The following is a 15,721-nucleotide window of genomic DNA, read 5'->3' on the forward strand; positions in this document are numbered from 1 at the left end:
GCTCGTTGACTACCTCAAGTGGGTCACGGCCGACCTGCACCAGACCCGCCAACGGCTGCTGGAAGTCGAGTCCGGCCGGCACGAGCCGATCGCCGTCGTCGGCATGGCCTGCCGTCTGCCGGGCGGGGTGACCACCCCCGAGGAACTCTGGCGGCTGGTCGCGGACGGGCGGGACGGCATCACCGCCTTCCCGGCCGACCGCGGCTGGGACCTGGCGGCGCTGTCCGGCGAGGGCGCCGGGAGCAGTGCCGCGATCGAGGGCGGATTCATCGCGGCGGCCGACTTCGACGCGGACTTCTTCGGGATCTCCCCGCGCGAGGCCCTCGCGATGGACCCGCAGCAGCGGCTCCTGCTGGAGACCTCCTGGGAGGCGTTCGAGCGGGCGGGCATCGACCCGGCGGGCCTGCGCGGCACCCGGACCGGCGTCTTCGTCGGCACGGCGGGCGTCGACTACGTCGGTGTGGTCATGAACGCAGAGGAGGACATGGAGGGCCACGCGACCACCGGCCTGACAGCGAGCGTGCTGTCCGGCCGCCTGTCGTACACCTTCGGGCTGGAGGGCCCGGCGGTGACGGTCGACACCGCCTGCTCCTCCTCCCTGGTGGCGATGCACCTGGCCTCGCAGGCGCTGCGGGCCGGCGAGTGCACCCTCGCCCTCGCGGGCGGCGTGACGGTGCTCTCCACTCCGATGAGCTTCGCGGGCTTCAGCCGGCAGGGCGGGCTGGCCCCGGACGGGCGGTGCAAGGCCTTCGCGGACGCCGCCGACGGAACGGGCTGGGCCGAGGGCGCCGGCGTGCTGGTGCTGGAGCGGCTGTCCGACGCCCGGAGCAACGGGCACCCGGTGCTCGCGGTGCTGCGCGGTTCGGCCGTCAACCAGGACGGTGCCTCCAACGGGCTGACCGCGCCCAACGGGCCGTCCCAGCAGCGCGTCATCCGCGCCGCCCTGACGGCTGCCGGACTCTCCGCCGCCGAGGTGGACGCGGTCGAGGGGCACGGGACGGGGACGCCGCTGGGCGACCCGATCGAGGCGCAGGCGTTGCTGGCGACGTACGGGCAGGACCGTGAACGGCCGCTGCTGCTGGGCTCGTTGAAGTCCAACATCGGCCACACCCAGGCCGCCGCCGGGGTCGCGGGCGTGATCAAGACGGTGATGGCGATGCGGCACGGGGTGCTGCCGCGGACCCTGCACGTGGACGCGCCGTCCGGTGAGGTGGACTGGTCGGCGGGGGCGGTGGAGCTGCTGGCCGAGGCCCGGGACTGGCCGGAGACCGGTCAGCCGCGCCGGGCCGGCGTCTCGGCCTTCGGGATCAGCGGCACCAATGCCCATGTGATCGTGGAGCAGGCGCCGGAGGAGGCCGTGGAAGAGGAGCCCGCGGCCGTGGTCGCCGGGCCGGTGGTGGTGCCGTGGGTGGTGTCGGCGAAGTCGGAGACCGCGCTGGACGCACAGCTGACCGCGCTCGCCGGGTCGGCCGGTTCACCCGTGGACGTGGGTCTGTCGTTGGCGGGCCGGTCGCGGTTCGGGCACCGGGCGGTGCTGGTGGACGGCGTGGAGGTCGCGCGGGGTGCCGCGACCGAGCGCTCGACGGCGTTCCTGTTCTCGGGTCAGGGGTCGCAGCGGTTGGGGATGGGGCGGGAGTTGTATGCCCGGTTCCCGGTGTTCGCGGAGGCTTTCGACGCGGTGTGCGCGGGGTTCGACCTGCCGGTGCGGGAGGTGGTGTGGGGTGAGGATGCGGGGCTGCTGAACCGGACGGACTTCGCTCAGGCGGGGTTGTTCGCGGTGGAGGTGGCGCTGTTCCGGCTGGTGGAGTCGCTGGGCGTGGAGCCGGAGTTCGTGGCCGGGCACTCGATCGGTGAGATCGCCGCGGCGCACGTGGCGGGGGTGTTCTCGCTGGCGGACGCCTGCACCCTGGTGGCCGCCCGTGGCCGGCTGATGCAGGGGCTTCCGGAGGGCGGCGCGATGCTGGCGGTGCAGGCCACCGAGGAGGAGGTCCGGCCGCTGCTGAAGGACGAGGTGTCGATAGCCGCCGTCAACGGCCCGTCCTCGGTGGTCGTTTCGGGTACGGAGGAGGCGGTCGCGGTGGTCGAAGCGCACTTCGCCGACCGCCGTACGACCCGGCTGCGGGTGTCGCACGCCTTCCACTCGCCGCTGATGGACCCGATGCTGGCGGACTTCCGTGCCGTCCTCAACGGTCTGACGTACCACGCGCCGTCGATCCCGCTGGTCTCCAACCTGACCGGTGAGCTGGTCAGCGGCACGACCGACGCGGACTACTGGGTGCGCCACGTCCGCGAGACCGTCCGCTTCGCCGACGGCCTGGGCGCCCTGCGCGCGGCCGGGGCCACGGCCTTCCTGGAACTCGGCCCGGACGGCGTGCTCGCCGCGCTGGCCGAGCGGAACCTCGACGAGCACGAGGGCGGCACGACCTCCCCGGCCGTTCCGCTGCTGCGCCGGGACCGGCCGGAGGAGGCCGCCCTGGTCACCGCCCTCGCCCGGCTGCACGTCACCGGTGTGGCGGTGGACTGGGCGCGGATGTTCGACGGCACCGGCGCCCGGCCCGTCGACCTGCCCACTTACCCCTTCCAGCACGAACGCTACTGGCCGCGCCCGGCCCGGCGTCTCGGTGACCTGACCGGAGCCGGACTGGCCTCCGCCGAACACCCCCTGCTGGGCGCCACCGTCGCCCTGGCGAACGCCGAGGGCACCCTGCTGACGGGCCGGCTGTCGTTGGCGGCGCAGCCCTGGCTGGGCGACCACCGGGTGGGCGGAGTGGCCGTGTTCCCGCCGACCGGGTACCTGGAGCTGGCCGTGCGGGCGGGTGACCAGGTGGGCTGCGACCGGGTCGAGCGGCTGACCGTCACCGAGCCGCTGGTGCTGCCGGAGGACGGCTCGGTCGTGGTCCAGATCCAGGTGGGTGCGCCGGACGGCTCCGGCGCGTGCCCGGTGCGGGTCTTCTCCCGCACGGACGCCGAGCCCGACGCGCCGTGGACGGAGCACGCCGTGGGCGCACTCGTCCGCGGCGAGCGGCCCGCCGGCTTCGACGCCTCGGTCTGGCCGCCCAAGGGGGCGGTGGTGGCCGATCCGGCGGCGGTGCGCGAGGAGGCGGAACTGGGCGAGGCCTTCGAGGGGCTGCGTTTGCTCTGGCGGCGGGGCGAGGAGACCTTCGTCGAGGCGGTGCTCCCGACCGAGGCGGCGGGCTTCGGCCTGCATCCGGCGCTGCTGGCGGCGGTGGTGCGGGCGGATGGCCGTGGGTTGGTGCCGGTGGCGTGGTCCGGGGTGTCGCTGCATGCCTCGGGGGCGTCGGTGGTGCGGGCCCGGCTGGTGCGGACGGGGGCGGAGACGTTGTCGCTTGCCGTGGCGGACGCTGCCGGGGAGCCGGTGCTGTCGGTGGAGTCACTGACGTTGGGTGAGCCCCCGGTGGTGGTGCGGGGTGCTGGGGCGGGCGGGTCGCTGCTGCGGCTGGAGTGGGTGCCGGCACCGTCCCGTACGGGCGGGCCGGTGTCGGCGGTGACGCTCGGCGCGGAGACGGCCTCGTCGGCCTCGTCGGCCTCGTCGGCCTCGCTGGCGGAGGTGCCGGATGCGGTGCCGGAGGCGGTGGTGGTGTCCGTGCCGGCCGGGCGGGTTCCGGAGGTGGTGCACGAGGTCACGGCGTGGGCGCTCGGGCTGGTGCGGGAGTGGTTGGCGGAGGAGCGTTTCGGGGGTTCGCGGCTGGTCTTCGTGACCAGGGGTGCGGTGCCGGGGGGTGGGGTCTCGGACCTGGCCGGTGCGGCTGTGTGGGGTCTGGTGCGGGCGGCGGAGTCGGAGAACCCGGGCCGCTTCGTGCTGGTGGACACCGACGGTGACGTGCCGCTGGACGCGGTGCTGGCCGTGGGTGAGTCCCAGGTGCTGGTACGTGACGGCGTCGTCCGGGTCGGTCGGCTGGCGCGTGCCGTGGCTGTGGGCGGGTCCTCTTCCGGTTGGGGTGGGGGGACGGTGGTGATCACGGGTGGTACGGGTGGTCTGGGTCGTCTGGTGGCCCGGCATCTGGTGGTGGAGCACGGGGTGCGTGATCTGCTGTTGCTGAGCCGCCGGGGTGGGGGCGGTGACTGGGTGGAGGAACTTCGGCAACTCGGCGCCGTGGTGGAGGTGCTGGCCTGTGACGCGGCCGACCGGGTGGCGCTGGCCGGGGCACTGGAGGGCCGGGCGGTCACGGGGGTGGTGCATGCGGCCGGTGTGCTGGACGACGGTGTGGTCAGTGGGCTGACTCCGGAGCGTCTGGCGGCTGTCCTGCGGCCGAAGGTGGATGCGGCGTGGAACCTGCACGAGTTGACGGCGGGGCAGGAGCTGAGGGCTTTCGTGCTGTTCTCCTCGGTTTCGGGGGTGATGGGCAGTGCGGGGCAGGGCAACTACGCGGCGGCGAACGTGTTCCTGGACGCGTTGGCGGCGTGGCGCCGTCAGCAGGGCCTGCCCGCCCAGTCCCTGGGCTGGGGGGCGTGGGTGCCCACGGCGGGGATGACCGGGACGCTGAGCGATGCGGACCTGCAGCGGATCCGTTCCGCCGGGGTGCCGCCGCTGACCGAGGAGCAGGGCCTGGCCCTGCTCGACGCCGCCATGACCCTGAACGAGCCCTACCTGGTGGCGACCGGCCGGATGGCCGCCGGAGCCCGCCCGCGCGGCGAGGTGCCGACCATGTTCCGCGCCCTGCTGCCCGCCGGGCGCCGTACCGCCTCCGCCACCGGCACGGGCGCCGCCGCCATGACGGCCCTCGCCGCCCACCTGTACGGGCTGCGCGGCACCGACCGGCTGCGCCACCTCCTCGACCTGGTGCGCAGCGAGGCCGCCACCGTCCTCGGCCACCCCGGACCGCAGTCCGTCGCCGCCGACCGGGACTTCCACGACCTCGGCGTCGACTCCCTCACCGCCCTGGAACTGCGCAACCGCCTCACCGCCGTCACCGGCCTGCGGCTGCCCGCCACCCTGGTCTTCGACCACCCCACCCCCACGGCCATCGCGGAACTCCTGCTCGCCGAGGTGCTCGGCGGCCGGGACGAACCCGAACTCCCGCCGCTCGACCCCGCAGCCGCCACCGACGACCCGATCGCGATCGTCGGCATGGCATGCCGACTGCCCGGCGGGATCGGCACGCCCGAGGAGCTGTGGGAGCTGGTCGCCGAAGGGCGCGAGGGCATATCCGACTTCCCCACCGACCGGGGCTGGGACCTCGACACCCTGCTCGGCGGCGGCCCCGGCGACCGGGGGCGCAGCGCCACCGCCAAGGGCGGCTTCCTGCACGGAGTGGCCGACTTCGACGCCGCGTTCTTCGGGATCTCGCCGCGCGAGGCCCTCGCCATGGACCCGCAGCAGCGGCTCCTGCTGGAGACCTCCTGGGAGGCCGTCGAGCGGGCCGGCATCGACCCGGTGGCGCTGCGCGGCAGCCGGACCGGTGTGTTCGTCGGCACCGGCGGCCAGGACTACCTGACCCTCGTCATGAACTCCGCCGAGGACATCGAGGGGCACGCGAGCACCGGCCTGGCGGCGAGTGTGGTCTCCGGCCGGATCTCGTACACCTTCGGGCTGGAAGGCCCGGCGGTCACCGTCGACACCGCCTGCTCCTCCTCCCTGGTGGCGATGCACCTGGCCGCGCAGTCCCTGCGCAGCGGCGAGTGCACCCTCGCCCTGGCCGGAGGCGTGACCGTGATGTCCTCCTCACTGGGATTCCCCGGCTTCACCCGGCAGGGCGGGTTGGCCCCGGACGGGCGGTGCAAGGCCTTCGCCGACGGGGCGGACGGCACCGGCTGGTCCGAGGGCGCCGGCGTGCTGGTGCTGGAACGGCTGTCGGACGCGCGCCGCAACGGGCACCCCGTCCTCGCCGTGGTGCGAGGCTCGGCCGTCAACCAGGACGGCGCCTCCAACGGACTGACGGCGCCCAACGGGCCGTCCCAGCAGCGCGTCATCCGCCAGGCCCTCGCCAACGCCCGGCTCTCGCCGGCCGAGGTCGACTTCGTCGAGGGCCACGGCACGGGCACCACCCTGGGCGACCCGATCGAGGCCCAGGCGCTGCTGGCCACCTACGGGCAGGACCGTGAACAGCCGCTGCTGCTGGGCTCGTTGAAGTCCAACATCGGCCACACCCAGGCCGCCGCGGGAGCGGCCGGCGTGATCAAGGCGGTGCTCGCGATGCGGCACGGGGTGCTGCCGCGCACCCTGCACGTGGACGCGCCGTCCTCACACGTCGACTGGACGGCCGGGGACATCCGGCTGCTCACCCGGGCGGAGGAATGGCCGCAGACCGGCCGGCCACGCCGGGCGGGCGTCTCGGCGTTCGGGATCAGCGGCACCAATGCGCACGTGATCGTCGAGGAGGCGCCGTCGGTCGACGCCCCCGCCGCGGATCAGGTGCCCGTGCCCGTGACGGTGCCGGCCGTGGTGCCGTGGGTGCTGGCGGGCAAGTCGGAGGCGGCGCTGGACGCGCAGCTGACCGGGCCGGCGACGGTTGAGGGCTCTCCGCTGGACATCGGCCTGTCGCTGGCCACCGGGCGCTCGCGGTTCGCGCACCGGGCGGTGCTGCTGGACGGCGTCGAGGTGGCCCGGGGCGTCGCCGACGGCGAGCGTCGGACGGCACTGCTCTTCTCCGGTCAGGGTTCCCAACGGCTCGGCATGGGGCGGGAGTTGTATGCCCGGTTCCCGGTGTTCGCGGAGGCTTTCGACGCGGTGTGCGCGGGGTTCGAGCTGCCGGTGCGGGAGGTGGTGTGGGGCGAGGACGCGGAGCTGCTGAACCGGACGGACTTCGCCCAGGCGGGGTTGTTCGCGGTGGAGGTGGCGCTGTTCCGGCTGGTCGAATCACTTGGCGTGCGGCCGGAGTTCGTGGCCGGTCACTCGATCGGTGAGGTGGCCGCCGCGCACGTGGCGGGGGTGTTCTCGCTGGCGGACGCGTGTGCGCTGGTGGCGGCGCGTGGCCGGTTGATGCAGGCGCTTCCGGAGGGTGGCGCGATGCTGGCGATCGAGGCGACGGAGGAGGAGGTCCGGCCGCTGCTGAACGACGAGGTGTCGACAGCCGCCGTCAACGGCCCGTCCTCGGTGGTTGTGTCAGGCACGGAGGAAGCGGTCGCGGCGATCGAAGCGCACTTCGCCGACCGCCGCACGACCCGCCTGCGGGTCTCGCACGCCTTCCACTCACCCCTCATGGACCCGATGCTGGAGGACTTCCGGCAGGTCCTCGACGGCCTGACCTACCAGGCGCCGTCGATCCCGCTGGTCTCCAACCTGACCGGCGAGCCGGTCACCGGCACGACGGACGCGGACTACTGGGTGCGCCACGTCCGGGAGACCGTCCGCTTCGCCGACGGCCTCCGCACCCTCCACGCCGCCGGTGCCACCGACTACCTGGAACTGGGCCCCGACGCTGCGCTGTCCCCGGCCGTCCGCCAGACCCTCGCCGAGGCCCCGGGCGCCCCGGGCGCCGTCGTGGAACCGGCCTGCCGTCGCGGCCGAGCCGAGGAGAGCACCCTGCTGACCGCGCTCGCCCGGCTGCACGTCGTCGGCGGAGCCGTCGACTGGGCCCGGGTGTTCGACGGCACCGGCGCCCGGCGGGTCGACCTGCCCACCTACGCCTTCCAGCGCGAGCGCTACTGGCCCAGGACGCACGCTCCGGCCGGACGGCCGGGCGCCGCGCCGGAGGACGCGCTGGACGCCCGGTTCTGGGCGGCCGTCGAGGGCGAGGACCTGGACGCGCTCGCGGCCGACCTGGCCGTGGACGGCGCGGCGCTCGGATCCGTCCTCCCCGCGCTGTCCGCCTGGCGGCGCCACCACCGAGACCAGTCCCTGCTGGACGCGCTGCGCTTCCACGAGTCCTGGCCCGCGCTGGCGGGCGGCTCGACGGCCCGCCCGGCCGGCCCGTGGCTGGTCGTGACACCGGCCGAGGGCGGCGACGAGGCCTGGGCGGCGGCAGCCTGCGAGGCGGTCGGCGCGGAGGCCCTGTGCCTGTCCGTGCGCACCACCGAGCGGGCCGAGCTGGCCGCGCTGCTGCGCGAACTGCCGACGGCCGGAAGGCCGTTCGCCGGTGTGCTGTCCCTGCTGGCGCTCGGCGCCGCAGACCTGCCCGCCGCCGGCACCCTCACCCTGCTGCAGGCCCTGCGCGACACCGGCCTCACCGCCCCGCTGTGGTGCCTGACCCGCGGCGCGGTCGCGGTGGCCCGCACCGAGGCACCGGCCGCGCCCGAGCAGGCCGCCGTCTGGGGCCTCGGCCGGGTCGCCGCCCTGGAACACCCCCAGCAGTGGGGCGGCCTGATCGACCTGCCCGAGGCGCCGGACCCGGCCGCGGTGCGCCGGCTGGCCGCCGTGCTCGCCGCGACCGACGGCGAGGACCAGCTCGCGATCCGGGCCACCGCCGTGCACGCGCGCCGGCTCACCCCGGCCCCGGCCGGCTCCCCGGACGCCGGCTGGACCCCGGGGGAGAGCCGCGGCACCGTGCTGATCACCGGCGGCACCGGCGGGCGCGGCGCCGCCGTGGCCCAATGGCTCGCCGACGCGGGCGCCGACCACCTGCTGCTGGCCGGCCGCCGGGGCCCGGACGCCCCCGGCGCGGCCGACCTCGCCGCCCGGCTGCGCGCCCGTGGCGCCCGGGTGACCGTCGCGGCCTGCGACGTCGCCGACCGGGCGGAGCTGGCCGTCCTGCTCGCCGGGCTGCCCGAGGACGCCCCGCTGACCGCCGTCGTCCACGCGGCGGGCACCGTCGACGACGGCGTGCTGGACGACCTGACGCCCGAACGCCTCGCCGCCGCCCAGCAGGCGCGGGCGCAGGGCGCCCTCCACCTGGACGAGCTGACCCGCGGGCTCGACCTCACCGCCTTCGTGCTCTGCTCCTCCGTCGCGGGCACCGTCGGCACCGCCGGCCGGGCCGCCCTCGCGGCCCCGGCCGCCGTCCTGGACGCGCTCGCCCACCGCCGCCGTGCCGAGGGCCTGCCCGCCACCGCCATCGCCTGGGGCGCCTGGGTCGGCGCCGAGTACAGCGCCCCGGCGGACCCCGACGGCCGGACCCAGCGGGCGGCCGTCCCCGCCCTGCACCCCGACCTCGCGCTGGCCGCGCTGCGCCAGGCCGTCACCCGGCCGGCCCCGGCGCTGGTGCTCCTGGACCTGGCCCAGCCGCAGGTCCTGGAGAGCCTGGTCGGTCTGCGTGGCAACCCGCTGCTGCGGGACCTGCCCGCCGCCCGCCCTGTGCTGGAGGCCTCCGCCGAGACCCGCCGGGGCTTCGCGACCGCCGCCTCCGAGCTCACCGGACGCCTCCGCGCGCTGGCCCCGAACGAGCGCACCGCGCTGCTCACCGACCTGGTGCGCACTCAGGTCGCGGCGGTGCTCGGCCACGCCGACCGCTCCGCCGTCGCGCCGGACCGCAAGTTCCGCGACCTCGGCTTCGACTCGCTCACGGCCGTCGAACTGCCCGCCCGGCTCGGGGCGGCCACCGGACTGAAGCTGCCCGCCACCTCGGTGTACGACTACCCGACCGCCCAGGCGCTGGCCGAGCACCTGCTGGCCGAGCTGCTGGACATGCCCGCCGTCCCGGCCGCGACCGCCGCGGGCGGACCGGCGGCCGCCGGCGACCCGATCGCGATCGTCGGCATGGCCTGCCGGCTGCCCGGCGGGGTGACCTCCCCGGACGACCTGTGGCGCCTGGTCGACGCGGGCGGCGACGGCATCGCCGGCTTCCCCGAGGACCGCGGCTGGGACCTGCGCACCCTGCTGGCCGGCGACCGGGACGGCCGCGGGCGCAGCGCCACCCTGGAGGGCGGCTTCATCGACGGCGTCGCCGACTTCGACGCCGGGTTCTTCGACATCTCGCCGCGCGAGGCCCTCGCCATGGACCCGCAGCAGCGACTGCTGCTGGAGACCTCCTGGGAGGCGCTGGAGCGCGCCGGGGTCGACCCCCAGCAGCTCGGCGGCAGCCGGACCGGGGTCTTCGTCGGCACCAACGGCCTGGACTACGCCACCCTGATGATGAACTCCCGCGAGGACATCGGCGGCCACTCCGGCACCGGCCTGGCGTCGAGCGTGCTGTCCGGCCGGATCTCCTACACCCTCGGCCTGGAGGGCCCGGCCGTCACCGTCGACACCGCCTGCTCCTCCTCGCTGGTCGCCCTGCACCTCGCGGCCCAGGCGCTGCGCGCCGGCGAGTGCTCGCTGGCGCTCGCGGGCGGCGTGACGGTGATGACCACGCCGGTGAGCTTCGCCGGGTTCACGGTGCAGAACGGGCTGGCCCCGGACGGCCGCTGCAAGGCCTACTCGGACGCCGCGGACGGGACCAACTGGTCCGAGGGCGTGGGCGTGCTGGTGCTGGAGCGGCTCTCCGACGCCGAGCGCAACGGCCACCAGGTGCTGGCGGTGGTGCGCGGCAGCGCCGTCAACCAGGACGGCGCCTCCAACGGGCTGACCGCGCCCAACGGCCCCTCCCAGCAGCGCGTGATCCGCCAGGCCCTGGCGAGCGCCGGACTCTCGGCTGCCGAGGTGGACGCGGTCGAGGGCCACGGGACGGGCACGCCGCTCGGCGACCCGATCGAGGCCCAGGCGCTGCTGGCCACCTACGGCCGTGACCGTGAACGGCCGCTGCTGCTGGGCTCGTTGAAGTCCAACATCGGCCACACCCAGGCCGCCGCCGGCGTCGCGGGCGTGATCAAGACGGTGCTCGCCATGCGGCACGGGGTGCTGCCCAAGTCGCTGCACCTCGACCAGCCGTCCGGGCACGTGGACTGGTCGTCGGGCTCGATCGAGCTGCTCACCGAGGCCAGGCCGTGGCCCGAGGCCGGCCGCCCCCGGCGGGCCGGGGTCTCCTCCTTCGGGATCAGCGGCACCAACGCGCACGTGATCCTCGAACAGGCGCCGAGCCCGGCCGAGGGCATCGGGGAGGAGGGCCCCGAGGAGCACCGGGTGCTGCCGGCCGTCGTCCCCTGGGTGGTCTCCGCCCGCTCCGGGGCGGCGCTGGGCACCCACCTGACCCGGGTCTCGACCCTCGAACTCTCCCCGCTGGACATCGGGTTCTCGCTCGCCGCCGGCCGCTCCGGCTTCGAGCACCGGGCCGTGCTGCTCGCGTGCAGCGAAGGGCTGACCGAGGTCGCCCGCGGGGTCTGCGCCGATCGCACGACGGCCTTCCTGTTCTCCGGTCAGGGCTCGCAGCGGCTCGGCATGGGGCGGGAGTTGTATGCCCGGTTCCCGGTGTTCGCGGAGGCTTTCGACGCGGTGTGTGCGGAGCTGGACCTGCCGGTGCGGGAGGTGGTGTGGGGTGCGGACGCGGAGCTGCTGAACCGGACCGAGTTCGCCCAGGCGGGGTTGTTCGCGGTGGAGGTGGCGCTGTTCCGGCTGGTGGAGTCGCTGGGGGTGCGGCCGGAGTTCGTGGCCGGGCACTCGATCGGTGAGATCGCCGCGGCGCACGTGGCCGGCGTGTTCTCGCTGGCCGACGCCTGCGCCCTGGTGGCCGCCCGTGGCCGGCTGATGCAGGGGCTTCCGGAGGGTGGCGCGATGCTCGCCGTACAGGCCACCGAGGAGGAGGTCCGGCCGCTGCTGAACGACGCTGTGTCCATAGCCGCCGTCAACGGGCCCACCTCGGTGGTCGTTTCCGGCACGGAGGAAGCGGTCGCGGCGGTCGAAGCGCACTTCGCGGACCGCCGCACGACCCGCCTGCGGGTCTCGCACGCCTTCCACTCCCCGCTGATGGACCCGATGCTGGAGGACTTCCGGCAGGTCCTCGACGGGCTGGCCTACCACGTGCCCTCGATCCCCGTCGTCTCCAACCTGACCGGCGGGATCGCCGTCCCCGCCGACCTGCGGTCGCCCGAGTACTGGGTGCGCCACGTCCGGCAGACCGTCCGCTTCGCCGACGGCATCCGCGCCCTCCGCGCGGCCGGCGTCACCGCGCTGCTCGAACTCGGCCCTGACGGCGTGCTCACCGCGCTCGCCGAACAGACCCTCGCCGACGAGGGCTCGGCGGGCACGGACCACACCGGCCCGGGCTCCGGCGGGTACACCGCCGACTGCGTCCGGGCCGTGGCCCTGCGCAAGGACCGCGCCGAGGAGCGCAGCCTGCTGACCGCGCTCGCCGAGCTGTACGCGGCCGGCGTCCCGGTCGACTGGGTGGCGCTGTTCGACGGAACCGGCGCCCGCCGGGTCGAGCTGCCCACCTACGCCTTCGAGCACCGCCGCTACTGGCCCCGCCCCGCGGCGCTCTCCGGTGACGTCGGCTCCGTCGGGCTGGTCTCGGCCGAGCACCCGCTGCTCGGCGCCGCCGTCCCGCTCGCCGACGCCGACGGCGTGCTGTTCACCAGTCGGCTGGCGCTGCGCGTCCACCCCTGGGTCCTGGACCACCGCATCGCCGGCCGCCCCGCCTTCCCCGCCGCCGGCTTCGTCGAGCTGGCCGTCCGGGCGGGCGACCAGGTCGGCTGCGGCCGGATCGCGGACCTGACCCTCGGTGACCCGCTGCCGCTGGCCGAGCACGACGAACCCGTCGTGCAGGTGCGGGTCGGCGCTCCCGACGACGCCGGCGCCCGCCCGGTGGCCTGTTACGCCCGCCCCGGTGACGCCGCCCCCGACGAGCCCTGGACGCGCTGCGCCACCGGCACCCTGCTGCCCCAGGAGGACGACCTGCCCGACCACGCCCAGGCGGTCTGGCCACCGGCCGGCTCGGTCGCCGTCGACCTGGACGGGTTCTACCGCGACCCCGGGCGCGGCCCGGCGTTCCACGGGTTGCGCGCGGCCTGGCTGCGCGGCGAGGAGGTCTTCGCCGAGGTCGCGCTGTCCGCCGAACCGGCCGACGACGCCCGCTACTTCGGCCTCCACCCGGCCCTCCTGGACGCCGTGCTGCACGGCGCCGTGCTGCTCGGCGTCGGCGACGAGGCGCAGCTGCCGGAGCCGCACGCCTGGCAGGGCGTCGCTCTGCACGCCGGGGGAGCGGCCGCCCTGCGGGTGCGCATCGTGCGCCTGGACGGGTCCACGGTGTCGGTCACGGCGACCGACCCCGCGGGCGGGGCCGTACTCACCGTCGACTCGGTCGCCCTGCGCCCCCCGCAGGACGCCCCGGAGGCCGTCCGGGCCGGCCGGGACCCGCTGTTCCGGATCGACTGGATCCCCGCGCCCGCCGCGCCGGTCGCCGCCACGCCGCCGCGCTGTACGGCGCTCGGCCCGGACGACTACGGCACCGGCTCCTCGATCGCGGCCCTCGCCGACCTTGGCCGTCCGGTGCCCGACCTGGTCCTGGTCGCGCTGCGCGGCCCGGACGGCGACGTGCCCGAGGCCGTGCACGCGCACACCGCCCGGGTCCTCGCCCTGGTCCAGGAGTGGCTCGCCGAGGACCGGGCGGCGGCCGCCCGGCTGGTCTTCGTCACCCGGGGCGCCGTCCGGGCCGCCGACGGCGAGACCGTCCGCGACCTGCCCGGCGGCGCCGCCTGGGGCCTGGTCCGCTCGGCGAACTCCGAGCACCCCGGCCGCTTCGCCCTGCTCGACGTCGAAGGCCCCGGCGACGTGACGGCGGTCCTGCCGCTGCTGCCCGGCCTGCTGGCCGACGGCGAGGCCCAGTTCGCCGTCCGCGGCGGGGAACTGCGGGTCGGCCGGCTCGCCCGGCTGGCCGACCCGGCGGACACCGCCCGGGACACCGGCGGGGAACCCGCCGACCGCACCACGCCGCCCGCCTGGCACCCCGACGGCACGGTGCTGATCACCGGCGGCACCGGCGCCCTGGGCCGCCACCTGGCCCGGCGCCTGGCCCGCACCGGCACCCGGCACCTGCTGCTCACCAGCCGGCGCGGGCCCGACGCGCCCGGCGCCGCCGAGCTGGCGGCCGAGTTGGCGGAGCTCGGGGCCGAGGCCCGGGTGGTCGCCTGCGACACCTCGGACCGGACCGCCACCGAAGGGCTGCTCGCCGGCATCGCCGCCCAGCACCCGCTCACCGCGGTGATCCACACCGCCGGTGTGCTGGACGACGGCATCATCACCTCGCTCACCCCCGAACGGCTGTCCGCCGTCCTGCGGCCCAAGGTCGACGCGGTCTGGCGGCTGCACGAACTCACCCGCGACCTCGACCTCGCCGCCTTCGTCACCTTCTCCTCCATCGCGGGCGTCATGGGCAGCCCCGGCCAGGGCAACTACGCCGCCGCGAACGCCTTCCTGGACACCCTGGTCGACCACCGCAGGTCGCTCGGCCTGGCCGGCACCTCGCTCGCCTGGGGCCCGTGGGCCCAGGACGCCGGCATGACCAGCGAGCTCAGCGAGACCGACATGCGGCGCATGCAGTCCGGCGGCATCCCGCCGCTCTCCGTCGAACAGGGCCTCGACCTGTTCGAGGCGGCACTCGGCTCGGTCGAACCCCTGGTCATCCCGATGGGACTGACGGTCGGCGGGATGCGGCCCCAGGGCGAGGTACCCCCGCTGTTCCGCGGGCTGGTCCGCGCCGCCCGGCGCACCGCGGCGGGCGCCGCGAGCGGAGCCGACACGGCCGCCGACTTCACCCGGCAGCTGCTGGACCTCGGCGAACGCGACCGGATGCGCTACCTGGTCGACACCGTCCGGGCCGAAGCCGCCGCCGTCCTCGGCCACCCCACCCCGGACGCCGTCGACGCCGAACGGGACTTTTACGAACTCGGCTTCGACTCGCTCACCGCCGTAGAACTGCGCAACCGGCTGGCCGCCGTCACCGGCCTGCGGATGCCCGCGACCGTCGTCTTCGACAGCCGCTCGCCGGGCGAGCTCGCCACCTGGATCCGCGGCGAACTCGCCGACCAGCGCACCGCGGACGGCCCGGACGGGACCGTGCTGGTGCCCGGCGGCGAAACCGAACTCGACTCCCTGGAGCGGCTGTTCACCGACGCCCTGGCCAACGGCAAGGTGCCCGAGGCGCAGCGGATGCTCGCCACCGTCGCGGCGCTGCGCCCGACCTTCGAGGCGACCGCCGAGCTGGAGGACCTGCCCTGGGCGACCCGACTGGCCGAGGGGCCGCGCCCGACCAGGCTGATCTGCGTCAGCGCGCCCACCGCCAACGCCGGTGTGCACCAGTACTCCCGGCTGGCCGCCCACTTCCGGGGCGAGCGCGAGGTGTCGGCGCTCCCCCTGGTCGGCTTCGCCACCGGCGAGCGGCTGCCCGCCAACCCCGAGGTCGCCACCCGGGTGATCGCCGAGAGCGCCCTGCGGGCCGCCGACGGCGAGCCGTTCGTGCTGGCCGGCCACTCCTCCGGCGGGTCCTTCGCCTACGCCGCGGCCGGCCTGCTGGAACACACCTGGGGCATCCGCCCGGCGGGCGTGGTGCTCTTCGACACGCTGAGCTTCCAGCACAACGCCGACGAGGGCACCGACTACACCGGCATGATGCGGCTCAACTTCACCGGCGCCGACTCACCGGTGAGGCTGACCAACTCCCGGCTGTCCGCAATGGGCCGCTGGATGGTGCTGCTCAACCAGCTGGAGGTCCAGCACACCTCGGCACCCGTCCTGCTGGTCAGCTGCGAGCGGGCCCTCACCGGCGCCGACGCGGCCCCGATCGAGCAGCGCGCCCAGGCCGAACCGCTGGTGCCCGGCGCCCAGGTGGTCGGGGTGGACGCCGACCACCTGTCGATGATCCGGGAGGACTCGGAGGGGACCGCGAGGATCGTGGAGGAGTGGCTGCGCGGCCGGGAGTGAGCGCGGCGGACGGGCGGGCGGGCCCGGGCACCGGTGGGTGCCCGGGCCCGCCCGCCCGCGTCGTGCCGCTGCGGGGCGCGTGCCCCAGCGCCGCCC

General features: G+C 75.8%; 2 pseudogenes. Both read left to right on the forward strand.

The window, feature by feature from the left end:
- Position 1: 1 nt before the first annotated feature.
- Positions 2-14,209, forward strand: a pseudogene (locus BOQ63_RS04945) (type I polyketide synthase); the annotation flags it as partial.
- Positions 14,210-14,521: 312 nt separating this feature from the next.
- A pseudogene (locus BOQ63_RS04950) lies at positions 14,522-15,625 on the forward strand (thioesterase domain-containing protein); the annotation flags it as partial.
- Between the last annotated feature and the right edge of the window lie 96 nt (positions 15,626-15,721).

This window comes from Streptomyces viridifaciens (genome assembly GCF_001888885.2).
Classification (GTDB): domain Bacteria; phylum Actinomycetota; class Actinomycetes; order Streptomycetales; family Streptomycetaceae; genus Kitasatospora; species Kitasatospora aureofaciens.